Source organism: Rhodococcus sp. IEGM 1241 (assembly GCF_033142365.1).
Lineage (GTDB): Bacteria > Actinomycetota > Actinomycetes > Mycobacteriales > Mycobacteriaceae > Rhodococcus_F > Rhodococcus_F erythropolis.
In genome coordinates this window covers 621,999-646,825 of sequence record NZ_JAWLSE010000001.1, presented here as the reverse complement: position 1 = coordinate 646,825, position 24,827 = coordinate 621,999, and the positions used below count along the sequence as shown (strand labels likewise).

31 protein-coding genes are annotated in these 24,827 nt (G+C 61.8%); 17 read left to right on the top strand and 14 right to left on the bottom strand.

All coding sequences use genetic code 11. The annotated features are described in order from the left end of the window. Positions 1 to 159 precede the first annotated feature (159 nt). Complete coding sequence (locus R4P70_RS03060; protein ID WP_007729711.1) at positions 160 to 1,323, bottom strand: alpha/beta hydrolase family protein; 1,164 nt, start codon at positions 1,321 to 1,323, stop codon at positions 160 to 162. Positions 1,324 to 1,498: 175 nt separating this feature from the next. Between R4P70_RS03060 and R4P70_RS03055 the strand changes: the two genes are divergently transcribed. After that, a complete protein-coding gene (locus R4P70_RS03055) occupies positions 1,499 to 1,939 on the top strand; it encodes a VOC family protein (protein WP_317830372.1) in 441 nt (146 codons plus the stop codon). Positions 1,940 to 1,960: 21 nt separating this feature from the next. Here the strand turns inward: R4P70_RS03055 and R4P70_RS03050 are convergent, their stop codons facing one another. After that, the gene (locus tag R4P70_RS03050) at positions 1,961 to 2,560 is read right to left on the bottom strand and encodes a TetR/AcrR family transcriptional regulator (protein ID WP_020970999.1); all 600 of its coding nucleotides are present in this window, start codon (positions 2,558 to 2,560) and stop codon (positions 1,961 to 1,963) included. Between the two features lie 41 nt (positions 2,561 to 2,601). Then, a complete protein-coding gene (locus tag R4P70_RS03045) occupies positions 2,602 to 4,035 on the bottom strand; it encodes an FUSC family protein (protein ID WP_019745589.1) in 1,434 nt (477 codons plus the stop codon). A gap of 58 nt (positions 4,036 to 4,093) precedes the next feature. Here R4P70_RS03045 and R4P70_RS03040 point away from each other — a divergent pair, with 58 nt between their 5' ends. After that, a complete protein-coding gene (locus tag R4P70_RS03040; RefSeq protein WP_019745590.1) occupies positions 4,094 to 4,609 on the top strand; it encodes a MarR family winged helix-turn-helix transcriptional regulator in 516 nt (171 codons plus the stop codon). 1 nt (position 4,610) lies between these two features. Here R4P70_RS03040 and R4P70_RS03035 read toward each other — a convergent pair whose 3' ends face one another. Then, the gene (locus R4P70_RS03035; protein WP_019745591.1) at positions 4,611 to 5,015 is read right to left on the bottom strand and encodes a PaaI family thioesterase; all 405 of its coding nucleotides are present in this window, start codon (positions 5,013 to 5,015) and stop codon (positions 4,611 to 4,613) included. A 117-nt stretch (positions 5,016 to 5,132) separates the two neighbouring features. On the opposite strand from R4P70_RS03035, the gene R4P70_RS03030 reads away from it, so the two are divergent. Beyond that, complete coding sequence (locus R4P70_RS03030; RefSeq protein ID WP_084325423.1) at positions 5,133 to 5,576, top strand: winged helix-turn-helix transcriptional regulator; 444 nt, start codon at positions 5,133 to 5,135, stop codon at positions 5,574 to 5,576. Between the two features lie 2 nt (positions 5,577 to 5,578). Here R4P70_RS03030 and R4P70_RS03025 read toward each other — a convergent pair whose 3' ends face one another. The 4 genes from R4P70_RS03025 to R4P70_RS03010 all read right to left on the bottom strand — a co-directional run bounded on the left by R4P70_RS03025 (position 5,579) and on the right by R4P70_RS03010 (position 7,705). After that, positions 5,579 to 6,034, bottom strand: a complete 456-nt coding sequence (locus tag R4P70_RS03025) for a PPOX class F420-dependent oxidoreductase (RefSeq protein ID WP_007729721.1) — start codon at positions 6,032 to 6,034, stop codon at positions 5,579 to 5,581. A 33-nt stretch (positions 6,035 to 6,067) separates the two neighbouring features. After that, positions 6,068 to 6,592, bottom strand: coding sequence for a hypothetical protein (locus R4P70_RS03020; RefSeq protein ID WP_041815334.1), 525 nt, complete (start codon positions 6,590 to 6,592; stop codon positions 6,068 to 6,070). Positions 6,593 to 6,662: 70 nt separating this feature from the next. Continuing rightward, positions 6,663 to 7,478, bottom strand: coding sequence for a DUF72 domain-containing protein (locus tag R4P70_RS03015; protein ID WP_153211492.1), 816 nt, complete (start codon positions 7,476 to 7,478; stop codon positions 6,663 to 6,665). Between the two features lie 44 nt (positions 7,479 to 7,522). Then, positions 7,523 to 7,705, bottom strand: a complete 183-nt coding sequence (locus R4P70_RS03010) for a hypothetical protein (RefSeq protein ID WP_007729726.1) — start codon at positions 7,703 to 7,705, stop codon at positions 7,523 to 7,525. Between the two features lie 81 nt (positions 7,706 to 7,786). Between R4P70_RS03010 and R4P70_RS03005 the strand changes: the two genes are divergently transcribed. The 5 genes from R4P70_RS03005 to R4P70_RS02985 all read left to right on the top strand — a co-directional run bounded on the left by R4P70_RS03005 (position 7,787) and on the right by R4P70_RS02985 (position 11,613). Beyond that, complete coding sequence (locus tag R4P70_RS03005; RefSeq protein ID WP_007729728.1) at positions 7,787 to 8,107, top strand: GYD domain-containing protein; 321 nt, start codon at positions 7,787 to 7,789, stop codon at positions 8,105 to 8,107. A 44-nt stretch (positions 8,108 to 8,151) separates the two neighbouring features. Further along, positions 8,152 to 9,000 carry an LLM class F420-dependent oxidoreductase gene (locus tag R4P70_RS03000; protein WP_024487511.1) on the top strand — a complete coding sequence of 283 codons (849 nt, stop codon included), beginning with the start codon at positions 8,152 to 8,154 and terminating at the stop codon, positions 8,998 to 9,000. Positions 9,001 to 9,075: 75 nt separating this feature from the next. Further along, positions 9,076 to 9,825 (top strand): SDR family oxidoreductase, encoded by a 750-nt coding sequence (locus R4P70_RS02995; RefSeq protein WP_317830371.1) that lies wholly within the window; start codon positions 9,076 to 9,078, stop codon positions 9,823 to 9,825. 62 nt (positions 9,826 to 9,887) lie between these two features. Next, the gene (locus R4P70_RS02990) at positions 9,888 to 10,352 is read left to right on the top strand and encodes an RrF2 family transcriptional regulator (RefSeq protein ID WP_020909359.1); all 465 of its coding nucleotides are present in this window, start codon (positions 9,888 to 9,890) and stop codon (positions 10,350 to 10,352) included. Positions 10,353 to 10,470: 118 nt separating this feature from the next. Then, the gene (locus R4P70_RS02985; RefSeq protein ID WP_020909360.1) at positions 10,471 to 11,613 is read left to right on the top strand and encodes a sensor domain-containing diguanylate cyclase; all 1,143 of its coding nucleotides are present in this window, start codon (positions 10,471 to 10,473) and stop codon (positions 11,611 to 11,613) included. A 26-nt stretch (positions 11,614 to 11,639) separates the two neighbouring features. On the opposite strand, the gene R4P70_RS02980 is transcribed toward R4P70_RS02985, so the two are convergent. Further along, positions 11,640 to 12,524: a helix-turn-helix transcriptional regulator gene (locus R4P70_RS02980; protein ID WP_007729733.1), complete on the bottom strand. Its 885-nt coding sequence runs from the start codon at positions 12,522 to 12,524 to the stop codon at positions 11,640 to 11,642. Between the two features lie 167 nt (positions 12,525 to 12,691). Here R4P70_RS02980 and R4P70_RS02975 point away from each other — a divergent pair, with 167 nt between their 5' ends. From R4P70_RS02975 to R4P70_RS02960, 4 genes are read left to right on the top strand one after another with little or no spacing between them, the layout of a single operon-like run. Then, positions 12,692 to 13,729, top strand: coding sequence for a zinc-dependent alcohol dehydrogenase family protein (locus R4P70_RS02975; RefSeq protein WP_308371308.1), 1,038 nt, complete (start codon positions 12,692 to 12,694; stop codon positions 13,727 to 13,729). A gap of 42 nt (positions 13,730 to 13,771) precedes the next feature. Then, positions 13,772 to 15,244: an MFS transporter gene (locus R4P70_RS02970; RefSeq protein ID WP_317830370.1), complete on the top strand. Its 1,473-nt coding sequence runs from the start codon at positions 13,772 to 13,774 to the stop codon at positions 15,242 to 15,244. Continuing rightward, positions 15,219 to 15,605: a DUF2255 family protein gene (locus tag R4P70_RS02965; RefSeq protein ID WP_020971008.1), complete on the top strand. Its 387-nt coding sequence runs from the start codon at positions 15,219 to 15,221 to the stop codon at positions 15,603 to 15,605. Before R4P70_RS02970 ends, R4P70_RS02965 begins: the two co-directional genes overlap by 26 nt. 29 nt (positions 15,606 to 15,634) lie before the next feature. Beyond that, positions 15,635 to 16,048: a cupin domain-containing protein gene (locus R4P70_RS02960; RefSeq protein WP_211918715.1), complete on the top strand. Its 414-nt coding sequence runs from the start codon at positions 15,635 to 15,637 to the stop codon at positions 16,046 to 16,048. Between the two features lie 13 nt (positions 16,049 to 16,061). On the opposite strand, the gene lexA is transcribed toward R4P70_RS02960, so the two are convergent. Continuing rightward, the gene (gene lexA / locus R4P70_RS02955) at positions 16,062 to 16,751 is read right to left on the bottom strand and encodes a transcriptional repressor LexA (protein ID WP_211918713.1); all 690 of its coding nucleotides are present in this window, start codon (positions 16,749 to 16,751) and stop codon (positions 16,062 to 16,064) included. A 77-nt stretch (positions 16,752 to 16,828) separates the two neighbouring features. Between lexA and R4P70_RS02950 the strand changes: the two genes are divergently transcribed. Continuing rightward, positions 16,829 to 17,299: a hypothetical protein gene (locus R4P70_RS02950; RefSeq protein ID WP_070385227.1), complete on the top strand. Its 471-nt coding sequence runs from the start codon at positions 16,829 to 16,831 to the stop codon at positions 17,297 to 17,299. A gap of 85 nt (positions 17,300 to 17,384) precedes the next feature. Here R4P70_RS02950 and R4P70_RS02945 read toward each other — a convergent pair whose 3' ends face one another. Beyond that, positions 17,385 to 18,884: a flavin-containing monooxygenase gene (locus R4P70_RS02945; RefSeq protein WP_279217800.1), complete on the bottom strand. Its 1,500-nt coding sequence runs from the start codon at positions 18,882 to 18,884 to the stop codon at positions 17,385 to 17,387. Positions 18,885 to 19,462: 578 nt separating this feature from the next. Between R4P70_RS02945 and R4P70_RS02940 the strand changes: the two genes are divergently transcribed. Further along, entirely contained in the window at positions 19,463 to 20,122 is a 660-nt protein-coding gene (locus R4P70_RS02940; protein WP_029537113.1) for a helix-turn-helix transcriptional regulator, read from the top strand. A gap of 167 nt (positions 20,123 to 20,289) precedes the next feature. After that, positions 20,290 to 21,177 (top strand): ScbA/BarX family gamma-butyrolactone biosynthesis protein, encoded by an 888-nt coding sequence (locus tag R4P70_RS02935; RefSeq protein WP_317830369.1) that lies wholly within the window; start codon positions 20,290 to 20,292, stop codon positions 21,175 to 21,177. A gap of 38 nt (positions 21,178 to 21,215) precedes the next feature. Here R4P70_RS02935 and R4P70_RS02930 read toward each other — a convergent pair whose 3' ends face one another. After that, positions 21,216 to 21,860 (bottom strand): ScbR family autoregulator-binding transcription factor, encoded by a 645-nt coding sequence (locus tag R4P70_RS02930; RefSeq protein WP_003940238.1) that lies wholly within the window; start codon positions 21,858 to 21,860, stop codon positions 21,216 to 21,218. An 86-nt stretch (positions 21,861 to 21,946) separates the two neighbouring features. On the opposite strand from R4P70_RS02930, the gene R4P70_RS02925 reads away from it, so the two are divergent. Further along, a complete protein-coding gene (locus tag R4P70_RS02925; RefSeq protein ID WP_283384205.1) occupies positions 21,947 to 22,789 on the top strand; it encodes an NAD-dependent epimerase/dehydratase family protein in 843 nt (280 codons plus the stop codon). 217 nt (positions 22,790 to 23,006) lie between these two features. Here R4P70_RS02925 and R4P70_RS02920 read toward each other — a convergent pair whose 3' ends face one another. Both R4P70_RS02920 and R4P70_RS02915 read right to left on the bottom strand, forming a co-directional pair. Then, a complete protein-coding gene (locus R4P70_RS02920) occupies positions 23,007 to 23,459 on the bottom strand; it encodes a hypothetical protein (protein WP_317830734.1) in 453 nt (150 codons plus the stop codon). A gap of 272 nt (positions 23,460 to 23,731) precedes the next feature. Further along, the gene (locus tag R4P70_RS02915) at positions 23,732 to 24,388 is read right to left on the bottom strand and encodes an alpha-ketoglutarate-dependent dioxygenase AlkB family protein (protein WP_031333828.1); all 657 of its coding nucleotides are present in this window, start codon (positions 24,386 to 24,388) and stop codon (positions 23,732 to 23,734) included. Between the two features lie 94 nt (positions 24,389 to 24,482). Between R4P70_RS02915 and R4P70_RS02910 the strand changes: the two genes are divergently transcribed. Continuing rightward, a complete protein-coding gene (locus R4P70_RS02910; protein WP_021331798.1) occupies positions 24,483 to 24,827 on the top strand; it encodes an ArsR/SmtB family transcription factor in 345 nt (114 codons plus the stop codon).

Sequence of the window (24,827 nt, the reverse complement as noted above, 5' to 3'; positions counted from 1 at the left end):
CCGCCGCCCCCGACCCCCCCCCCCAGACCCCCACACCCCAGGCGCCCCCGCCCCCCCCCCCCCCCCTCCGCCGCCGCCCCCCCCCGCCCCCCCCCCCCCCCGGCCCGCCCCCCCCCCCCCCCCCCCCCCCCCCGCGGATGATCTGGATTCTCGGTATGCCTAGCGGAACAGGTTCGCGACGAACGGAATCGTGTCAGCCTGTGATTCGACCAAAGCGCCGCTGTGATCGGTGTTGTAGGTCTTGAACGTGACCGGTTCACCGTTGGCGACCAACGCTGCAACCAGCGAAAGTGCAGACGGTGCAGGGACATCCACGTCAAGCAGGCCCTGGCCGATAAAGATAGGGCGGTCGTATCCACTGGTCGGTACACCCATGTAATCGTTCAGCAGACCCTGGAAGTTCGGGATCTGACTGAGCGGGCGGGAGAAGATGTCACCGAGGACCAGATCCTTGGATGCCTCGTCCAGGTCTGCGGCGCAGAGCTTTTCGGCCGAGTCGACCTTTTCCCTTCCCAAGTCGTTCAGGTAGGAATTCAAGTCGATCTCGGGGTGCGCTTCCCGCAAGCCCGCGAGGATGTAGAGCGCGTACGACGTCAACCCGCCGCCGAGGGCGATGGGAGGGAAGCCCGGACCGGCAGGCAGGAGGGTCAACTCGATGTTGGCCGGCACTCCGGTACCCACGCCACCGCGGTAGTCGAGCGAATCCCCTCCGTACTCGGTTGCGTAGCGGGCCGTCGTGATGGCCGCACCGCCGCCCTGCGACTGTCCGACCACTGCCCAACGATTCGAGATGGAGGAGTCGATGACCCGGGCCGCCTTGACCGAGTCGACTACGCTGTGCGCCTCCACCTTTCCGTCGAGGTACGGCATCAGCCCTGGTGTACCCAGACCGACGTAGTCGGTGGCGACGACGGCGTAGCCCTCCGAGAGCCAGCGCCCCAGGTACGGGTAGTCACGTTCGGGCAGGCCGGGACCGACCAGCGAAGGGGCACAGGAATCGTCGAGTCCAGTGGTGCCGTGCGCCCAGGCGATGACGGGCCAACCACCTTCCGGTGCCGGGCCGGCCGGGACGTAGTACGCGCCACTGCTCAGCGCGGGCCCGCCGTTGGAACCGATGGTCCAGTACGTGAATCGCTTGGCGTCGGCGGTACCCGGAATCCACAGATCCTTCGGTAGCGGCTCACTCGACACCACAGTGCCGGTGGCTTGCGACGCGCTCGGCGCCTGCGCGGACGCGATGGGCGCAGCAACGGCGGAGCCGATCGTTGCAGCACAGAGGGCTGCGATGGATATGCGGGCAAACGACTTCGACTGGAATTTCACGTCTGACGACTCCGGTTCGTGCGGTGGGCGACCTCGTTGGACGTTATCGTAGATTTTGTTTAACCGATCGGTCAAGCAAAATCTTGCAGCTTTGCGACACGTACATGTCGAGATCCCGGCCCCGACTCCGACCCAGTATCGAACCGGCACGAAGAAACAGTAGGAGGATGTGTCCATGGCACACGTACAGCGTTTCGACCACATCGGCATCACCGTCGCGGACCTCGAATCAGCGACGGCGTTCTTCGTCGTTCTGGGTCTCGAGGTGGAGGGCACCGGATCCGTGGAGGGCGAGTTCGTGGAAACCGTCTGCGGTATCCCTGGAGCCAAGTGTGAAATCGCCATGCTGCGCCCTCCGGGCGAAGGGTCACGGCTCGAGCTCTCGTCCTTCGTCACGCCCGACCACGTACCCGGATCGCCTGCTCCGATGGCCAACGAGATCGGTCTGCGCAACGTGTCTTTCGAGGTGGGCGATCTCCGGGCGGCGGTCGACGCGGTGGCTGCGGACGGTTACGGGCTCATCGGCGGGATCGGCGAGTACGAGAACAGCGTGCGCATGGCCTACGTGCGTGGGCCGGAAGGGATCATCGTGTCCCTGTTCGAGCAGATCGCCTGAAGCGTCACGGCAATCGGACCGTCAGATCGCCTTCCACGAGCTGACCAGAGCGCCCATCGCGGCCGCGAATTCGGCAAACGCCGCGTCGATTCTGACGCGGTCACCGGTCGTCACGAGATCGAGCGTCAACCCCCGAATCTGCGCCAACACGATCGTCGCGTAGCGATCAGCGCGATCGGGCGGACATCCATGCGCGAGCGCAGCTTCCGTCAAACCACCCAACCAGTCCCCCACCACATGATCGAGAAACTCGCGATACCGCTCCGGATGCAACAACGCCTGTCCGTAGATCTCGAACATCAAGCGAAAGTTCGGCAACGATTCCGCTGATGTGCGCCCATTCCAGTAACTCGTCAACATCTCGACGATGTCGGTCCCGGAAGAGATGTCGAGAGAAGAGCTGTCTCGCAGGGTGGCGACTACTTCAGTGAGTAGTTGTTCCTTCGAACCGAAATGGTGGATGAGTGTCGCATGGCTGATCCCCAGGTCCTTGGCCAACGGCCGCATGGACAGTTCACCGACGCCGTTCGCCGTGACATACGCGGTTACCTGCTCGAGCAATTCGGCACGGCGATGCTGGTAACGCAGTTTCCGGCCGTCGATCGGCGTGCTGTCCTCCACCTGCAGGAGCCTACGCAGTACCGGAAACACAGCAGTACCGGTTACACGGTGACGTGGTGGCGATCCGATCGACTGATCGTGACAGCAGCGACGACGATACCGATCACCACGCCGATGAGAGTGTCTGCGACGCGAGCCACTGCCGCTTCGGTCCCGATCGGGGCACTGAAACCGATGAGAAGCAGTGCCATCGGAGTGACGGCGAGTGACGTCAGCGCATAGTTCTTGATGACGAGCAGCTCCGCAGCAGTCTGCAGAATCACGATCACGGCAACGGCTTGCCAGTAGCCGAGTGTCAAAGCGATGAGCCCAGCGGCCACGACGGCGCCACCGACATTTCCCACCAACCGCTGAATCCCGCGCTGGACGGTCTGCTTGTAGTTCAGTCCCTGCATCGCGGCGATGGCACCCATCGACGCCCACAGCGGATGCTCCAACCCGGCTCCTGCCGCGAGCCAACCGGCCAGAGCCGAGGCCGCCACGATGCGGAGAGCATTCATCCGCACCGGGCGCGAATACAGTCGGCGCAATCCTTCGAAAAAATAGCCCTCGGGTGCGGCAAGCGTGGGCGCCGGCGCGAGGTCGTGTTCGATCATGCTGGAGCGCTTGAGCTTCCGAAGTTCCTTCTCGTGCTGAGCAATACTCCGGATCAAAGTCGCGTCGCCGTGCAACTGCCATTGCTGTACTGCCGCTTCTGCTTCGTCGAGCACTGCCACCAGTTCGCGTCCGTGATCGACGGTCGATTTGATCCGACCGCTCGACGCAATGACCAAGCGGGCGTTGGCAATCGATCCGAGCGCCGGTTCCACTGCGTCTGTGCCGGACTGTTCGAGACGCCCCACCGCGGAGACTGCACGAGCAACTGCCAGACGGGCAGGCCCCATCGGCAGTACGAGCGCTGGGAGCATCGCGGCCACCCAACCGACCACAACTCCGAGCGCACCGGCAGTCACCAGCCTCGCCAGATCATCGACACTGGAGGCATATCCGGCTGCACCGGTCGCCGCGAAGACGAGGATGACGGGCCCTGGTCCGGTGATCCGGAAGCCCGACATGAAGCAGTACGACGCACCGGCCAGCAACGACAGGATGCCGATCTGCAACCACATCGGAACGCCCACAACACCCATTGCGCTGCCGAAAGCGATGGAAACCACCAATGCGGCACCGACCATCGCCAGCTTGCCCGCCAACCGGGGATACGGCTCGTACCTACCGAACGCGGCGCACAGCGCACCCAAGGCCGCGAAGCCGGCCAACTCCCGATGCCCGAGCAGTCCGCCGACCACGAGGACTACGGCGGTGGCGAGCCCGACCCTGATCGCGGGGGCGATGGTCGCGTCGGCGGATCCGACGCGAAAAGCCGCTCGCCACGTCGCCCCGGAGACCGTATGTGCAATGGCCTCACTCGAATGAGTGAGACGGCTGGGCGTCCTGGCTGCGGTTTCGGTTCGGGTCACCGACTCAGCATACATTTATTTCACCAGTAAATTACTTGTGAAGTAATGTGAATTCTGTCGCTAAGATGGGGCCATGGGTGCGACTGACAGATCCGAAGACGACTTCATCGACAAAGTCCGTCGCGAATGGAAGCGCGCCTACCCGGAGTTCGACACCGCCCCCGTCGAAGTGATGGGCCGGATCGCCCGCATCAACGCTCAGTCTCTTCACCAGCTCGACCGCGCCCTGGCGTCCAGCGGGGTCTCTCGCGCCGAATTCGACGTGATGAGTGCACTCGCTCGCAGTGACCGCCCCCTGCGAGCGAGCGAAGTCACCGCCGTCACGATGGTCAGCGGCGCCGCCACCACAAAACACGCGGACCGTCTGGCCAAGCTGGGCTTTGTCGAGCGTCAGCGTTTCGAACACGACGGACGGGTGGTTCTGCTTCAACTCACCGATGCCGGTCGCGCATTGGTCGAGGCAGAGTTTCCCCGACGCGTCGAGCGAGACCGTCAAGTACTGACCGGACTCGACGAGGACGAACGTGCCCAGTTGACGGCACTGCTCAAACGAATCTCACGCAACATCGACTCGGGGATCTGGGACTGATCTACTTCGGCAGCGGTACGTTCTGCAATCGCACCTGACCGCGCGCCACCTCTTTGCCCGATTCCGGATCGGTGATGACCACCGACCACAACTGCTGAACGCGTCCCTGCTGAATCGGCACAGCCACGACATCCACGCGCCCACCCGTACGCGCCCGCAGGAAATCCGTTCCGTTGTGGACGCCGACGGCGAATTCGCCACGATCCGCCACTGCAGTGCTGGCTCCGATGCTCGCGGCCGACTCGACGGCGGTCGTGTAGACACCTCCGTGGACGACACCCCACGGCGTGTGATGCGCCTCGGACAGATCGATGTGCCCGACGACCTTCGTGCCGGACACCTCGTCCAGTTGCAATCCGGCAGCGCTGACAAATCCGCTTGCTGCCTCGAGATTCAATTCCGTCATGACGACCCCTCATCTGCTCCGTTGGATTTCTCGACCTACCTTCCGCCCTCGAATACATACCGTCAAGTGCTAAGTTGGAATTCCCAACTAACTTCTCCAACTAACAGGGGCCCAGAGATGACGGCGACAAAAGGACGCAACTGCTCCATCGCCAACGCCTTGGAGGTCGTCGGCGAGAAGTGGTCACTGTTGGTGCTCCGAGAAATCGTCCTCGGACAACGACGGTTCGACGAGATCGCCGCGGGCACGGGTGCGAGCCGCGACATCCTCGCCGCGCGTCTGCGCACCCTCGTCGACGCCGACGTCCTCACGAAGCGTCGCTACGAAGACCATCCACCGCGCTACGAATACGTCGCCACCGAATCAGGGAAGGCGCTCTACCCGATCCTGATGGCACTCATGGAATGGGGAGATACCTTTGCGACGACGGGTCCGCCGCCTACCGTCGTCGAGCATCGTTGCGGTGAGATCCTGCACGCCCAAGTTGTGTGCGCACACTGCAAAGAACCGCTGGCCGCCAGAGATGCGCACGTAGTCGAACTCTCGCCACCTGCTCGATAGCGTCAGCGTCCGGGCGGAAACCCGCCTGTTGCGATCGGACCCCAGGAGTCGACGGTGACGCGGATCAGGCTCTTACCCTGCTTGCGCATGGCTTCGCGGTACTCGTCCCAGTCGGGATGATCACCGGCGATGGATCGGTAGTAGTCGACCAACGGTTCCACCGAGTCCGGGAGGTCGATCAACTCCGCGGTTCCGTTCACCTGGACGTACGGACCGTTCCACTCGTCGGAGTGGATACACAGAGACACCGCCGGGGTGCGGCGAACGTTCGCGGCCTTGGCCCGTTCCGGGTACGTGGAGATGACGATCCGGCCCTCGTCGTCGACCCCGCACGTCACCGGAGAGATCTGCAACTCGCCGGATTTCTTCACCGTGACGAACGTGGCCCGATGACGCGGCCTGATGAACTCGAGGAGTTCGGCAAACGAAACACGATCTGCGCTGGCGATCTTGGACATGACCTCAGCCTAATTCGATTTACGAGCTGACGCTCAGGGCATCTCGATGGTCTGAGCACGTGCGATTTCGTCGATTGCACGAATGACGTACGCGCTCTGAGCTTTCTTCACTCCGGTCGACAGACTTCCGATGACCAGAACCGCCGAACGCAGGTACGCGCCGTGCCCGATGCGAAACGAATCGTCCTCCAAATCCGAAATCCCGAGCGCCCCGGTGTAGACCGCAGCGAGCGCCTGCACGTCCAGATCCGGCAGCCACACGATTGTGGACTTGGCGCAGGCAGTAAGCGCATCCTGCACGTCCTCGCTGGACAAGCCGTCCGGATGCGTGTCCTCGAGCAATTCGCGCACGATCGCCGCGTGAACCGAGCTGACCTGCTCGAACGAGAGCCCGCGCAGTTCCTCGACAGCCACGAGCAGTCCGTCACGATTTGCCGCCCGCACCGCGGCGAGTGCGTCGGCCGTGGCATCGGCGATGTCACGGGCGACCTTCGGCCAATGCGTCGGCCAGCTCTGTTCTGGCGTCCGCTGTTCCGGCGTCCGCTGTTCTGGCGTCATCGTGGTATCTCCTCGGTCCTCGCGTTCATGCGGAAGCCTTCCACATCCCACCGACAGGCCAGGCGATCCGTCAGCGCAGCCGCTCCAACAAGGACATTGCGTTGTGCGGCGCAAAGCCTTTCATGTCGTTGTCGAAGTAGACGTACACGTCGAGGCCTTCGTCCATCCAATCCCGAAAGCGCTTGGACCACTTGTCCAGAGCTTCGTCGGTGTACCCACTCGCATACAGTTCCTTGTCCCCGTGCATCCGCACGTAGACAAAATCGGTAGTCGGAGTGGTGATGCGGGGATATCTGCCGGCGGTGTCTGCGACGACAAAACCGATGGAGTGCTCGCGCATCAGGTCCACGGCTTCGTCGGTCTCGAAGCTGGCGTGCCGCGCTTCCACCGCGTAGCGAATCGGCACATCCCTCTCGGTCTGGGCAAACACTCGGTCTTCGGTGAGTTTGTCGTCGTGCTGTGCTGCCAGATCGGCGGCAGCCCGGGTGGTGCGGGGAAGACCGTCGAAGAAGTCGGTCAACCGCTGCGGTTCGAACTGCAGCGTCGGAGGTAGTTGCCACAGGATCGGTCCGAGCTTGGGACCGAGGGCGAGTGTTCCGGCGGCGAAAAAGTTGGCGAGTCCGTCACGGGCGTCGAGCAGTCGTTTCATGTGCGTGATGTACCGGCCGCCCTTGATCGCGAACACAAAATCTTCGGGAGTTTCACTGCGCCATTTGGTGTAGCTTTCCGGCTTCTGCAGGGCATAGAACGAGCCATTGATCTCGATCGACGTCAATCTCTCTGCGGCATAAGATAATTCTTTGCGGTGAGCAAGACCTTTCGGATAGAAATCTCCGCGCCACGCGGGATACGTCCACCCGGAGATACCTACCCGAATATCTGCCATCGATTCAGACTAAGCGGCACTCGAGCGTTTTGACACTCCGTGTTTCAAACTCCGGCACTGAGCGCGACGGATACCGGTACGACGGTCAGGCACACCACCGCACCGACGAACAACGCGATCACGAGGCGACGGTCCCACTTTCCGCGTGCACCACTGGCAGCCAGCATGAAGATCACAAAACCTACACACACGGACACGATAGTCACGATCACCGGAGTTCCAACCATGCCGTGATTGTCCCCTACCCATTGCCACCGAGCGCCCTACGGGTACACGATCGAAGTACCCATCCCGAGCAAGGAGTGGAAATGCCGAAATACCTCTGGCAAGTGACATACTCACCCTCCGGCGCCGCCGGCCTACAGCAGGAGGGAGGCACTGCGCGGCGCGACGCGATAACGCGAATGGTCGAAAGCATCGGTGGCACAGTCGAATCCTGCCACTTCGCGCTGGGCGGTCACGACATGTTCGTCATCGGCAACCTGCCGGACGACGTCGCGGCAGCCGCATTGAGCATTCGCACGGCTGCGGCAGGTGCAGCACGCTCGGAGTCGATCACGCTGCTCACGCCGGAGCAGATCGACGAGGCAGTCAAGCGACCGACCGACTACCGCGCGCCGGGCAAATGACGACGGAAGGAATAGATCCCGGCAGCAGCCGAGTTGCACCCGCTGTGACGGAGACTACGAAAACACCTGACCTGGGCACCTACGGAATCTGGCGAGGAGCGGCTGGTTTGCCGCCCGAACTGGGAACAGCGATCGAGAAACTCGGTTTCGGCACCATCTGGATCGGCGGCTCACCACGCGCCGATCTACGGATCGCCGAGAAACTTCTCGACGCGACCGAGCACATCACCGTGGCGACCGGAATCGTCAACATCTGGTCCTCACCTGCGGCCGAGGTGGCGGAGTCCTATCACCGACTCGAAGCCGCGCATCCGGGGCGATTCCTGCTCGGCGTAGGCGTCGGACATCCGGAGGCGACCGGCGACTACACCAAGCCGTACGCCTCGCTCGTGTCGTACCTCGACGAACTCGACGAGGCCCAGGTCCCGGAATCGCGGCGCGTCCTCGCCGCACTGGGACCGAAGGTGTTGAAACTGTCCGCAGATCGCGCTGCCGGCGCGCATCCGTACCTGACCATCCCCGAACACACCGCCGAAGCTCGTGAAATCCTCGGCCCTTCGAAGATTCTTGCCCCTGAGCACAAGGTTGTTCTGGAAACCGATCCGGAGAAGGCCAGAGCAATCGGTCGCCCCGCCGTCGCCAACCCGTATCTGTATCTGCGCAACTACACGAGCAATCTCGAGCGCCTCGGTTTTGCGCCCGAAGAGTTGGCGAACGAAGGAAACGATCGCGTCATCGACGCTCTGGTTGCGCGCGGTACCGCGAAGTCCATCGCGGATCGACTTCGGGAGCATGTCGCGGCAGGTGCCGATCACGTTGCGATCCAAGCACTTCCCGCCGAGGGTGATCCGCTCGCGACCTACGAAGCACTCGCAGCCGAACTCTTCGGCTGATCAGACAACCCTTGACTTGGATAAGTTGTGTCCGAGTATACTTGGACACGACTTATCCGAGTAAAGGAGAAAATCATGAAGATCGTCATTTTCGGAAGCGGACTGATCGGAAGCCAGGTCGCCGCCGAGCTCGCTGACGCCGGGCACGACGTGAAGGCGCTCGGTCGGGCAGACGGGATCGACATCACCACCGGCGCAGGAATCGCCGAAGCAGTCGATGGTGCCGACGTCGTCGTGGATCTGACCAATTCTCCGTCGTGGTCGGACGAAGACGTCTTGGCCTTCTTCCGTGACGGAACCAGCCATATCCTCGCCGCAGAAGAGAAGGCGGGCGTCGGTCACCACGTCATCCTGTCCATCGTCGGCGCCGATCGACTGCCCGATTCCGGGTACATGCGAGCCGAAATCGCCCAGGAAGACCTGGTCAAAGCCGGCCCGACCCCATACACGATCGTCCGATCGACCCAGTTCTTCGAGTTCGTCGCCGGAATCGCCGACGCCGGAACCACCGACGGCACGGTCCATGCAACACAGGCACATCTGCAGCCCATCGCATCACGGGACGTCGTTTCTCACGTCGCCGAGGTAGTGACCGGTGCGCCGCGTAACGGCACGGTCGAGATCGCCGGGCCCGAACCACTGGGCATCGACGAACTGGTCCGGCGCCTGTTCGTCGTCACCGGCGACAAGCGCTCGGTGATCTCCGACCCCGAGGCCGGGTACTTCGGTGCGAAACTCGACAACTCGGCACTCACCCCGACACCCGGCGCCGACGCATGGATCGCGCCGACAACGTACGACGCGTGGCTTGCCGAGAAGGCCTGACGTCGACCACTCGAGCGACGTCCGGCCCGCATCACGTTCCACCACGTCGATAGAGTTCAACCATGAAGCTTTCCGGAGGCGTGGAGTGGTCACTCCACTGCTGTGTGGTTCTCAGCCAGGCCGAGGGGCCGGTACCCACAGCCAGACTCGCCGAACTTCACGGGGTGTCGAAGACATACCTGGCGAAGCACCTGCGAGCGCTCGCGCACGCTGGTCTGGTCAATCCGACCGAGGGCCGAGACGGTGGGTACGTCCTCACCCGGGCTCCCGAGAAAATCACCGTTCTCGACGTCGTCCAGGCCGTTGACGGCACCGAACCTGCGTTCCGGTGCACGGAGATTCGACAGCAAGGAATCCTCGCCGCTCCACCGGAGCAGTGCCGTTCCGCCTGCGGAATTGCCAAAGTCATGGCCGACGCCGAAAAAGCCTGGCGCGCATCGCTGTCGGGAGTCACGATTGCAGATCTTGCTGCAACCCTGGATCTTCCGGCACTCAGAAAGATCCTGACCACACCGATCGCACCTTAGAGCGGCCCACACCTCACGAGGCATCAATCCATCGTTCAACTATCGGGTACCTTGTTCGGGGATCAAATCTTGACGAAGAATCTTCCGGGAATTTTCGCAAGATCTCGGAGGGGGTTTCATGGGAGTCAGTGGCGCTGCGGGGTTGGGGCAGAACATTCGTCAAACAACTGGACTGTTGCGTCGCTGGTGGTCTCTTGCGTACGACGGTGAATGGTTCCCTCGGTTTCTGGCTGCTCGATCGATGTTGGGGACAGCCAGAGTGGTCGTCACCTTTTGGTGCGCTGTGTTCGTGGCACTCGCCGTACTGGCTCAATTCGTGAAGGGTGGCGCAACCGACCTCCCTGAACGGCTCGCGGCGGGCACAGCATGCATGATCGCGCTCTACTGCATGATTCGCTGGTCACTCGGACGGTCTTGGCCGAGCCACCACCAATCCGTTCGTTTCATTTCGCTCACCAATATCTGCTTGTCCTTGATACTTCTCGCCGGAATCCATTCGAGCTTCCTGGCGTTGACCGGCGCCGTTCTGTTCGTGGTCGTCGCGAACTATTCGTCGGTATTCCACAGCCCTCGAATAGTCACGGCACAGATCGTCGGCGCGCTGTTCGTCGTTGCCCTACTGACAATTCGCGCTGTAACCGATCCGGATACCGATTCTTCGCTGTCGGTGTCCACTGGATTCGTCATCGGGTGTGTTATCGCGTCCGCCGCGATGACCGTGCATTTCCTCGTCTTGTACCTGACCGACGATGCACGACACTCTTGGCGCGATCCACTCACCGCTGCTCTGAACCGACGTGGGCTGCACAACGTCTGGCAACAACTGTTCGGTGTCGGCGAACTCCAAGGACACGTTGTCCTCGCGGTGGTGATCGATGTCGATTCGTTCAAGAGCGTCAACGACAAACTGGGTCACGCAGAAGGTGATCGGATGCTGGTGACAGTCGGTCGGCGTCTGAACTCAGCGGTCGGAGAGGTCGGGCTGGTTGCCCGGACAGGCGGCGACGAGTTCGTGATTCTCATGCCCGTGGAGCCACGTCGCATCGAACAAACCGTGGTCGACATTCACAATTCGATATCGCGGCCCGCCGGTCGGCAGTCGATTTCCGTGAGCGTCGGAGCCAGCGTGTGGCTGTCCTCGACAATCCCGGACGCTTCAGGAACCATCGATCGGATACTTGCCGACGCCGACAACGCGATGTATCGAGCCAAACGACGGGGTGGAGACCAGGTGGCCTGGGCGGTAACGCATCTGAGCTGATCGACAGGTCTACTTGCCGACCGAACTCAGAGCGCCGCTTCGCTGTCGTTCGCCGGATCCAACTGATCCTGGGTTGCCGCCCAACTCGCCAAGAGTTTGAGTGCGTCAGCCGTGGGCGTCCCCGGCGCCGCTGTGTAGACCAGCAGCGTCAGCCCGGGATTGGACGGCAGTTCCATCGCCTCGAAGTTCAGCTCCAGGTCGCCGACGACGGGGTGACGAACCTTCTTGAATCCCGTCCGATGAAAGCGCACATTGTGCTTCGCCCACCGGGTGCGGAATACCTCACTGCGAGTGGCAAGTTCACCGATGAGCTCGGTCAGCGCCTTGTCATGGGGATTGCGCCCCGCTTCCGAACGGAGCATCGCGGCGATGTCGTCTGCCGCGCGCTCCCAATCTACGAAGAAGTCCTGCGACGCCGGGTCCAGGTACACGAAGCGGGCGTTGTTCGCCGGCCTACGCGGATCAGCCAAGACTGGCGAATACAACGCGCGCGCCATGCGATTGGCCGCCAGCATGTCGTGCCTGGCATTGCGTACCCACGCCGGCGCGTCGGTGATGGCGTCGAGTATCTGCTGAATCGCCGGGCTCACGCCCTTGGGGGCGGGCCGCTTTCTACTCGGTGCGCCTGCACTGGCGGCCTTCGCGAGGTCGTACAAATGGGCAGTTTCGGCTTCGTCGAGTTGCAGTGCTCGGGAAAGGCTTTCGAGTACCGAATCCGACGCTCCCGCCAGATTTCCGCGTTCCATGCGCACGTAGTAGTCGATGCTCACACCGGCGAGCAGAGCGACTTCCTCACGGCGCAACCCCTTGACGCGACGGTTTCCGCCGTAAGCCGGGAGCCCTGCCTGCTCGGGTGTGATGCGAGCACGACGGGAGCTGAGGAATTCGCGGATCTCGGCTCGGTTGTCCATGCAGTTCACGTTACTCGAGCGGCGAAGACCGAGGGAGGTACTGCCGTTACCTGGAACAACAGACACTCCCGCGCTCGCGAGGCGCCGCGTTGACTGATTGCAGTCGACCGGTTCACGCAGAAACGTCGACTTCCAAGCACGCGACACCAGAAGCAAGAGGGGACACCATGCGAGCAACCATCATGTACGGCGCCGGAGACGTTCGGGTCGAGACCGTGCCCGATCCGGTACTGCAGCAGCCGACGGACGCGATCGTGCGGGTCGTCAGGGCCTGCGTTTGCGGCTCTGACCTGCACCCTTACCACAACATGCCGGCAACACCCGGTGGTTCCCCGATGGGCCACGAATTTGTCGGAGTGGTCGAAGAGACCGGTCGCGAGGTGTCCACGTTGAAGAAGGGCGACTTCGTCATCGCGCCCTTCGCCTGGTCCGACGGGACGTGCGACTTCTGCCGCGAAGGCTTGCAGACGTCCTGCCGCCACGGCGGATTCTGGGCCGGAAACGGGATCGGAGGCGGGCAGGCGGAGGCCATCCGAGTGCCGTTGGCAGACGGCACCCTGGTCAAGGCGCCGGTCGGTGAGGACTCCGAACTCCTACCGTCACTGCTCACGCTCTCCGACGTCTTCGGCACCGGCTATCACGCGGCGGTCAAGGGTGGCGTCAACCAACGCACGACGGTCACGGTCATCGGCGATGGAGCCGTGGGGCTGATAGCAGTGCTCTCCGCCAAACGCCTCGGCGCCGAGCGCATCATCCTCATGGGGCGCCACAAGACCCGCACGGATCTCGGTCTCGAGTTCGGAGCCACCGATGTAGTTGCCGAACGTGGGGACGAGGGCATCGAGAAAGTCCGCGAACTGACCGGAGGCGACGGCACTCATGTCGTCCTCGAAGCGGTAGGTCACATGCCTGCCTATGAGCAGTCACTCGGAGTTGTCCGACCGGGCGGCGTCATCAGCCGAGTCGGAGTACCCCAATACGAAGAAGCTCCAATCGGATTCGGGACGCTCTTCGGACCCAACATCACGCTCACCGGTGGACCGGCTCCGGTGCGCGCGTACATCGAAGAGCTGATGCCGGATGTGCTCGACGGAAAGATCGAGCCGGGCAAGGTCTTCGACCACACCGTCGGGCTCGACGACGTAGCGGAAGGCTATCGAGCCATGGACTCCCGTGAATCGTTGAAGGTCCTCGTCCGCCCGTAATCCACCACTTGCGAACGTCCACCACTTGCGAAGAAGAAGCGCGTGACCCACACTGCCAACCGTCCCGTTGCCGGTCGCATCAATTCCACCGCGATCCTGGCGATCATTCTGATCAGCTATTTCATGATCCTGCTAGACAATTCGATCATCTTCACCGGGCTACCCAGCATCCAAAGCAGCTTGGGTTACTCGGCAACCGGGCTGTCCTGGGTCCAGGACGCCTACACCCTGGTGTTCGGCGGCCTTCTCCTGCTGGGCGCTCGTCTCGGGGATATCTTCGGCCGTCGTCGCGTATTCGTCTCCGGTCTCGCAATTTTCGCGATTGCGTCGTTTCTCGTCGGGGTCGCGCCGAACGGTTGGTGGCTCATCGCGGCGCGCGCTCTCCAAGGCGTCGGAGCCGCAGTGGTGGCCCCGGCGTCGCTGTCACTGCTGACCGCCAGTTTCCCGCCCGGGCCGGAGCGAACGCGCGCTGTTGACTGGTACGGCGCTGCCGCAGGAATAGGCGCCAGCCTCGGACTCGTGATCGGCGGCGCCCTTGCCGACTGGGTGTCATGGCGCGCAGGCTTTTTCATCAACGTTCCGATCGGAATCGCGATGATCGCGCTCGCTCCCCGGTTCATTCCGGAAACCGAACCCAACTCCGGACGTTTCGATGTGGCGGGCGCTGTTCTCGCCACACTCGGCATGACCGCACTCGTCTTCGGCACCGTCAACTCGGCCGAAGCGGGGTGGACCTCACCGATCACTGTTGCGACACTGGCGGCCGGGGCGATACTACTGACCTTGCTCTTCCTCAACGAAGCGAGAGCGGAGCAGCCGATCATGCCACTGAGGTTGTTCCGCAGCCGGGAGCGATCCGGCGCGTACGCCGCCCGAATGCTCTATCTGGGTGCCATGATCGGATTTTTCTACTTCACGACTCAGCTACTCCAAGGCGTCATGGGCTTCAGCGCGTTCCAAGCTGGCATCGCCTTCTTCCCGATGACGATCGTCAATTTTGCTGTGGCGATGCTGATTCCGCGACTGACACCACGATTCGGAAATTCCGCAATTCTGTCGGTTGGCATTGCCGTCACCCTCGCCGGGATGGCGTGGCTCAGTCTGGTCCATCCCGGTAGCACGTATCTCACTGCGATAGCACTTCCGATGATATTGATCGGCGCCGGGCAGGGGTTGGCTTTCGCTCCGCTGACTTCTGCCGGTATCTCCGGGGTAGAGGCCGAGGATGCCGGTGCCGCATCAGGATTGGTCAACACTGCACACCAACTGGGCAGTGCTCTCGGACTCGGCATCCTCGTCGCAGTTTCCGCGGGCGCCGGAGCCTCTGCCGACGACGCTACAACGGCACTCACCGATCACGTATCAACGGCTCTCACCGCAGGCACCGCCCTGCTGGCCGCTTGTCTCGTCATCGTCCTCGCACTGATCGTCCCGGCTACGAGAACGCGAAGTACCACAAAGCAATTCGAACAGGAGAAAGGAAGCCGAGATGTCGCACTCGTGGACCGAGGCTGAACTGACCAAGATCGGTGGTGCCGAGGAATTGCAGATCTCCTCTAACCGCCGCGACGGCACCGCAAGGCCGTGCGTCACGATTTGGGTCGTCCGTGCCGACAACCAACTGTACGTGCGCTCGGCATACGGAACCGACAACCCGTGGTTCGTCCGAGCAACGGGTTGTGGAAGGGGCCGAATCCGCGCAGGAGGAATTGAGCGGGACGTGGTGTTCGAGTCCGCCGCACCGGATGCGCACTCGGCGATCGACTCCGCCTACCACACCAAGTACGACCGCTACGGCCCGCAGATCGTCGGCTCCGTCACCGGCCGCGCCGCCGCACCCAACACCATTCGACTTGTTCCGCTGACGCAGAACTGAACCGCCCCTTTCGATTCCGAGGAGACCTCATGGAAATCTTGAAGCCCCAGCCCACCAGCAAAGCACCCAGCGACTGGTTCACCGGCGACGTCTGGTGGGACGTCATCTACGCCGGCCAGGAGCCGTCGAGGATGCGCGCCAACATGGTTCGCTTTGCACCTTGTGCGCGAACCGACTGGCATTCCCATGTCCTCGGGCAGACCCTCCACATCGTCTCCGGGACCGCGCTGGTTCAAGCTCGCGGCGGCGAGATCGTCGAAGTTCACCCGGGCGAGACCATCTATACCCCGGCAGGAGAGGAACACTGGCACGGCGCGGCACCCGACCGTTTCATGACCCACCTTGCTCTGTGGGAAGGACCCGGCGAGGGAGGCACCGAAACGACATGGGGCGACAAAGTCACCGATGAGGAATACAACGGTCCCCGCGCCAACCATCGCTGAGACCGGACACCACTCAGATACGTCGCATCACCGAAACAACCTTGCCCAAGATGGCCGCGTGATCGCCGTCGATGACGCTGTATGCGGGATTACGAGGCTCGAGGTACACGTGACCGTCGCGACGTCGGAGCACCTTCACGGTGGCCTCGCCGTCGATCATCGCGGCGACGATCTCGCCGGAATGCGCCTCGTCCTGGCGCCGCACCACGACGACGTCGCCGTCGCAGATTGCTGCGTCGACCATCGACTCACCGCGCACCCGAAGTCCGAACACCGTGCCGGAGCCGACGAGCTCGCGGGGAAGCGCCAGCACCTCGTCGGCGTGCTCCTCCGCGAGGATCGGCGCGCCGGCCGCAATGTCACCGACGACCGGAACCGTCACGGTGTTCGACGACGACTGTTCCTTCGCTCCCACGAGGAACGGCCGCACGTCCAACTGCCGAGCCATGGCCGCTCCCCTACGGAGGAAGCCCTTCTCTTCGAGGCTCTTGAGGTGCTTGGATACCGTCGACGTCGAGCGCAGACCAACCGCGTCTCCAATCTGCCGTGTGCTCGGCGTGCACCCGTTGGCAGCCACGAGATCCCGGATGGTCATCAGAATCTGCTGCTGGCGGAGCGGCAGGGAGGAGGCGTCGAGGCCACCGAACATGTCGAGATCGTCGTAATCGGTCACGACGAGAATCGTAGTGAGGGGTCCCGACATCCAATCCGGGCAGCCGCAGCCTGCCAGAAACGGCACAGGCAGTTTGTTTCCCGAGGGGCGCATGGCACGCTGAGCTCATGGAGCCTCTCGAACCGATGCGCTCGGTGAGCGTTCCCGCCGACACTTATGCGTCGACGCCGATCTGGAAGTCGGCGCCGGTCACCTTGGCAACGGTGGGCGTGTTTGCCTACGCATTGATGTCCACGAGAACCGGCGTCGTCGAAGTTGCACTTGGTGCGGTGATCGCGATCGCCGGCGCCGCCCTCTACTGCATGTCAGTGATGCGCACGATCAGAGAAAACTCGGGCAGCCGCGTACCTCTGCTCGGAACCCCACCCGTCTCGCCCCGTGACGTCGACCTGCTCGCCGCGGCCGGGATGCCCTTGATCATGGGCGGATCGTTGCTGGCCATTCGAGCAGCGGGCTGGACCTGGCCCTATCTCTACCTCGGACTGCTTGCCGTGATCATGGTTGCTGTCTATGTTCTTCCCGTGGTTGTGCACAACCGACGAACGCGGAAGCGAACTCACCGATCACAAACCCCGTGACGCGCTCGGGGACGTCGACGCAACATCACCAGCCCATTCACCGACGTCCCTAGTGGTGCGACCGGTTCACCCCCGGTGGAGTCGACTATGCGCTGGCGACCTTGCTATCAGGCACGACAGCAATATCGACCTTGCTGAACTGCAGCACACCGTCTTCGATCTCGGCGTCGTGCATCAGCTTGCGGTCGCGGTAGTAATTGTTGACCACTTTCCACGCGCCGCGGGCACCCTGACGCGGCATTTCTCCGTCGCCGCGCTGGATGTAGCCCGAGGTCAGGGCTCCGCCCATGAGAGATTCTTCGGCGAAGTCCTCGGGTTCGGCGTGAACCTCGAAAGTCGTGTAGCTGCGATCGCGCATGATCTTGAGCACGCGACACAGATAGGACGCGGCCAGGTCAGCCTTGAGCGTCCACGACGCGTTGGTGTAGCCGAGGATCATCAGGAAGTTCGGGATGTCGGAGTAGAGCACGCTCTTGTAGGCCACAGTCTCGTTGAGCTTGACCGGCTCGCCGTCGATGCTCATGGTCGCGCCGCCCAGAATCTGTACGTTCAAGCCGGTCGCCGTGACGATGACGTCGGCCTCGATTTCGCGGCCCGACTCGGTCACGATGCCCTTCTCGGTGAACGTGGCGATACGGTCGGTGACGATGTCGGCCTTGCCGCTCTTGAGCACCTTGAACAGGTCCCCGTTGGGAACCACGCACAGGCGCTGATCCCACGGGTTGTAACTGGGAGTGAAGTGACGCAGGTCCACATTCTTGCCGAGCTGCAGGCGGATCTGGGCGAGGAACAGCTTCTTGGCCAGCTTCGGGTTGGTGCGAGAAAGCTGAAAGCTGGCGCGTTGTAGTGCGATATTGCGGGCTCGACCAATCTTGTAAGCAATCTGGTCGGGAACACGTGCGAGCTTGAGACCCTTGGCAACAGGGTCCTCGGACGGAAGCGCCTGGATCCACGTGGGCGAGCGCTGCAGCATGGTGACGTGACCAGCGGTGGGGGCCATCGACGGGATCAGCGTGATCGCGGTGGCGCCGGAACCGATGACCACTACCTTCTTTCCGGTGTAATCGAGATCCTCCGGCCAGTGCTGCGGGTGCACGATCTGACCGCGGAAGTCGTCCTCACCGGGGAAGGCGGGGCGGTAACCCTTGTCGTAGTTGTAGTAACCACAGGCGCCGACGAGGACGTTCGCGGTCCACGTCTCGGTCTCCCCCGTCGCCTCGACCAGGACGGTCACGGTCCACTGCGCGGCGGTACGGTCGAAGTCCATAGACACGACCTTGCGGCCGAAGTTGATGTGGTCGGTGACGCCGTATTCCTTGGCGGTTTCCTCGACGTAGTCACGGATACTGGCGCCGTCTGCGAGCACTTTGGTGCCGATCCAAGGACGGAAACCGAATCCGAAGGTGAGCATGTCGGAGTCCGAACGGATGCCCGGGTACTTGAACAGGTCCCAGGTGCCACCGATGTTCTCGCGACGCTCGAGGATCGCGTAAGTGCTTCCGGTCTTCTCACGAATGAGGTGGCAAGCCGCGCCGATTCCGGACAAGCCAGCGCCGATGATCAGTACGTCGACATGCTGTGTCATGGAGGAAACTCATTTCGTAGGTCGTCGCGAAGCTACATCTGGTGTCGGCAGTGGCCGAGAACGATCGGCCGGTTCAGGCCGGGTTCCCTAAGGTCAGCGCCAATGTACAGGGTATGTGCAACTGACGGTAACAGTCAATATCTCGACCCGACTGGGTACAGAACATTGAGAGTGCGACGCACCGGCTCGCGGAAACTCGATCGAGACGACTGAATGCCGCCAGCCACTGGAGAGTCGTTCACGTCGTCGACGGAACGTCCAATGGCTCGTCTACGCGGGATACTCATCGCCCAAATATTCAGCGCCCTGGCATAATTCGCGGGCACACAATCAGGTGTCTACGCGAGCTTTTACGTGACATCGGAGGCGCCACACTCTATTCGCCTGGATGACGCGTCGAACGCACGAGTCTCCATGGGCGGACGGACAACTGCGCTATCGCTGTCACCCTTCGTGCGCATCAGTGGAGAGGTCACTCCGATAACGAGCCCGCTGACGAAACCACGCTGAAACCAACGGTTTTGGATTCGCAACGCGGAAAACGGGCGGACTGGACCTCCGCCGGTGATGTAGTCGCTATGACACACTCCAGCACAGTCACGGTGTACACCACTCATAGCGATCGAGGGTTCGCCAATGCAATCGCTGCCGGAATCAGCACCAGGGCCTATTCCGCGCCACAAACCGCAGACATGAGCCTGTTAAGGCACCACACCAGCGATCACGGTAGAGCGCTTGTTCTCCTACCACTCGGGGGCGTCGATTGGCACGTGAAGGAGCTTTCCGCACTCGAGGGATCGGTCCTGGTCGGCGATCTCAGTAGCGGCCGCTCCATGATTCGGGGGCTTGCTGCGGGCGCCCACTCCGCGCTCAACTCTCAACTCCCGTTCGCATCGCTGCTCGATGAGCTGCAGGCCGCACTCAACCCCAATTCCACTCAACCTGCACACGAGAAGTCCTCGCTCGTACAACGCATCCGGTTGCGCACCGAAGAATCCGCACGAATCGGCAGTCTCACCGATCGCGAATTCGAGATCGTGGGTCTTCTCTACGGCGGTTCGAATGTCGACTCGATTGCTCGAACCGCCCACATCGCACCGACCACGGTTCGCGCCCACGTCCGAAGCATCCTGCAGAAACTGGGGGTGCACTCCCAACTGGAGGCATGCGCGATGCTCCGCCGCTCTGGTCACGACGCACGCAGACACCCGCTGGAACTTCGGATCGGACGCTTCTAGCAGGAAGTGCCCCAGACACACTCGTTGAGATGGGTGCTACCCCTGATCGAACTCGACCTTCGCAAAGATCGTCAATTTTGACGATTCGACGACGTGTCCGGACGTCGAAAATTGGTTCCTACACGACACCGAAGACACGAGCGAACATCGAAAGGTGCATTCAATCAATGGAATACACACGCACAGTGCCGCGGCATCTCGTCCACAGACATGCTGTTGCCGAGGTTTTCTTGACGGACTACCGGATCGAATCGGACTCGGCGTACCAGGTTGCTGTGCAACTCCCGGTCTCGCACCGGATATTCGACGTATCGAGCGAGCAACACGATCCACTCGGGGTGGCAGAAGCATTTCGACAGGCAGTGGTGCTTCTCTGCCACACCCGATACGAGATTCCACTGCACTACAAGTTCCTCATGGAAACATTCAGCTTCGAGATGTTGGATGCGCTCGACGTGCAACCAGTCGCGGAGCCGTTGAGTTTCTCGATGACAGCGGACAACCTCACTCATCGCGACGGAGCGGTCTCGGGGGTCGAAGTGTCGGGGATCCTCAGAGAGGGCAACCGGCACGTCGCCAGATGCAAAGCTGTTGCGCGAGGAGTCAACCCCGAGGGATACCGTCGAATTCGGCAAGGACGAGAAGACCACCGCCCGAGCCGGCGCATCCTTCCTTCCGGAACCGCGGTGGTCGGATCGGAGCGAGTCGGACGCCTAACCGATGGAGATGTGCTCATCAGCACTGATCCTGCTCGGCACACGATGTTCTGCACTCCCGATCCGCGCAACCACTCCCTTTTCGACCACCCCGTCGACCACATCCCAGGAATGATTCTTTTCGAGGCCGCCCGACAAGCGGTCCGATTCCACATCGGCAACCCAGCAACCAAGATCGCCTCACTCTCGGCGGTCTTTCCGAGGTTCACTGAATGGGAAACGCCGTGTGAGGTGTCAACGACCCCCCTTGACGCGTCAGGCCATGTGCACCGAGTTCGGTTCACTCAAGAACTGGAAACCACCGCGGAACTTGAACTTACAGTTGCGGACCAATCATGAGAGGGAACGAACACGTTCTTCTCGTCGCGTCTTCCACGTCAAGCGCTCGGTGCTTCCCACTCTCTCGGTGCAAGCGCCGCCAGTTGCATGACGTGCGCCAACTTGTCCTCGCGGACAATCGTTGGCAGCACCAAGTTCCACATCTGACTCAACCGCTCGTACAGATCGGTTCTGCCCGTAAGCATTTCCGAGAGAATCTGCACTCCGGTGAACGACCCCACCACAAATCGAGCCAACGCGTCGATATCGGTGCCCGGGACGATATCGCCGGCTTCGGCGGCTTGGGTTGCCACCTGCTTGATAGCCTCGATCCAATCGAGGTACGGCTGTTCGATGGGACCTTGAATACTGCCGATCTCCATCGTCAACCGCATGCCACCTCGCGCGATGGGCTCGGTCACAAGCTGCCGAGCCATCTCCTGCGAAACGAGCACCAGGGTTTCGACCGCGATGTCGGAATGCGCAGCAACCCTCCGGGTACCTTCCATCGCCATTCCGTGCTGCGCTGCGATGACCGCGTGCGCAAGCTCCTCCTTCGACGCGAAATGAAAATACATCGCACCCTTGGACACGCCCCCGTGTTGCAAGATCGTGCCCAGACTGGCGGAGTACCCGAACTTCTCGAAGCTCTTCGCAGCACCCAAAATGACGGCCTGGCGCGTGAGGACCGCACGCTCCTGCATGATCTACCCAGCTCTCGTTGCCGACGGAATGAATCTCAACGATACGTCGAAAGACCCGGCAGCAACGCCCTCGACACGGACACACCATGACGACTCTGGTACTCGGAGCCACTGGTTTCATCGGCTCAGCAGTGATGAACCAGCTGGTTTCCCGGGACGGAAACGCTGCAATCGGTTTCGTTCGCACGGACAGCGCAGCCAAACAACTCAGCCGCAACGGAATTGCCGCCACTATCGGCGACATCAACGAAAGCGCCTCTCTACGAGTTGCAATGAGCCAGGCGTCCACCGTCATCTGCTGCGTGTCGTACGTGGGCGACGACGAACAACAGTGTGTTCACGTCAACGAACTCGGCATACGAAACGTTGCGTCGATCGCCGCCGCCGTCGGCGTCGAACGGCTGCTCTACGTCAGCACCGCCGCGGTGTACGGGCCAGGCCCGTTTCGAGACCTGCCCGTCAACGGCGCACCTCTCAAACCCCTCTCACCTGCCAGCCGCACGCGCGCCCTCGCCGAGGAGTTCGTGCGCGACGCCGGAGGCCTCGTCGTCCGGCCCCATCTCGTGTACGGACCCGGCGACAGATGGTTTCTGCCGACACTGACGCGAATCGTCTCTCGACTCGACTCGATCATCGACAATGGTAGCGCGATCCTGTCAGTAGTCGACGTAAACCTACTCGCCCGATCTATCTACAAACTGTCGACAGAACAGCAATTTCGCTACGGCTCAACACTTCACGTCAACGAACCTGTCCCGCGGACAGTCATCGACCTTATCGAGCATCATGCGCGGGAGACCAATTGGACTCTGCCCCAAGGCTCTATCCCCCGCGCCGACGCAGTGAAAGCTGCTGCCCAGCTGGGTCTCGACATGCACAAGATAGACATGATCAGTCTCGATCACTGGTTTCGGTCAAGACTGTACTGATGACACAAAGGTTGCTCTCGCCAAAACAACTGCCTCCCAAACTTTTCAGTTCTCATTCGGGATCATCCTGCGCAATGAACAGGACCTATTGCGCTGTCACTACAGACGAACAGTGCGAGCTCTGATGGACGAAACAATGGCTGCACAATGACGGCAGTGGTCGCGCCCGACACCGATTCTCTCAGGCAGATGGCGATCCACAGTTCCACTACCGGTGTCAGCTCCCGAAGTTCATGCCAGGGGTTGATGTGGGCGCACCAGCGCTGGGCAGTGAGACCACCCAGGATGCCTGTTGCACCGCGTATGTGGTGTACGGGAACATCGCCAGGTAGGGCTCGAGTCCTGGGTAGTCCGATACCCACATACTCGTCGGTTCATCGACGCTGCCGCAGGATGCCAGGACGACGTAGGAGCCGTCCGGGATATCGTTGATCGTCTGAACTGTTGTACCGGTGGGGATCACGCCGCTCTCGTAGATCGTCTGTCCTGGACCGATCGTGGCTTCGATTGGTGGCAGCACTCCGCCGGGCGCGTTCGCGAGCGAGGTGCTGCATTGCAGAGCTCCACCCGAATTGTTGGTGATGGTGTTGCTCACGGTCGAGCCAGAAGCACTGTAAGCGAAGGTGACGTCGGCAGCTGTGGAAGCTGAGGCCAGCGAGGGAGCAGCCATTGCCAACGGAAGAGCGGCAGCACCGATGAGGGCCGCTCGTGTGATCGAATGCGTCGAATCTCCATCTCGTTCAGCCTGAAAGGTCGTCAATTGATCTTGACATGAAACGAGACCAATTGGACGGATTCAACGTAGATTGATGTCTTAGCTAAAGACCGCAGTTGGTGGCTATTTCAGAATGACCTGGGATGTCGATAAATTGAATGCCCGTTTCTTCTTCGAGTGCTGCCCACCGATCCCCTCGATTCGCGAGGCCGAAATCAGCCTGAGACTCACGACATTCCGGTATCCCGCAGGGTGATGTTCAGCCGCCCGGACGGCAGACCGATGTCGGGACTTGCACTTCCCGCAATAACTTTCGGCACTCCGTGATACGCGAACCGAGACTCCCCACCGAAGACGAAGAGATCACCCGAATGGAGTTCGACGTCGGTGTACGGCTTGTTCCGATTCTCGGAATTCCCGAACCGAAAGACACAACTCTGCCCGACGCTCAGTGAGACGACGGGAGCGTCGCAGCGCTCGTCCTTGTCCTGATGCATACCCATCCGAGCGCCCTCGTCGTAGAAATTGATCAGCGCAGTGTCCGGCGTGTACCGCTCCCCCACAGTCGGATCATCATAGGCCGCGGCAACTGCGCTACGGCCGAGGCCAACGAGCCAGTCGGGCACAGCGGCAACCGGTTCACCGTTCACGTCGTCGGCGGTGCGCGTGTATTTGTACGGCTGCCAGTGCCAACCGAGACAGACTGTTTGCACCGACATCTTGTGCCCACCAGGGACGACGGCCGAGCGCATCGGTACGGGCGCGGTCGCCCACCGTCGGCACTCGGCCACCAAGGTGCGCTGTTGTTCGATGCTGAGCCAATCCGGAACGAGAATCGCCCCTGGCGCCACTTCCATTCGTGGCCGAGGAATCAGAGCGTTCATGAAATCCACGCTAATCGGTTTCGAAGCATTGACACCCTCCGCATGGACTCGTATCGTAATCAACAGATTGGTTGATAAAGGAGATGGTTGACAAGTGATCGTGGATCCAGGGGCAGACGAGCGTCTCGACAAAGCGTTCATGGCGCTTGCCGACCCGGTACGACGGCGGATCATCGCCCGCCTGAGCACCGGTCCCCAAACGGTCAACGAGTTGGCCGAGCCATTCGAGATCACGAAACAGGCCGTCTCCAAACATATTCAGGTACTCGAAGCCGCGGGTTTGGTCACTCGCAGCCGCGAAGCCCAGAGGCGGCCGGTACATCTCAACGCCGCAACTCTCGAGGCTTTGACCGCCTGGATCGACCGCTATCGACTGATCCACGAACAACAGTTCCGCAAGCTCGATCACCTACTCAGCACCACACAGAAGGAGACTTAG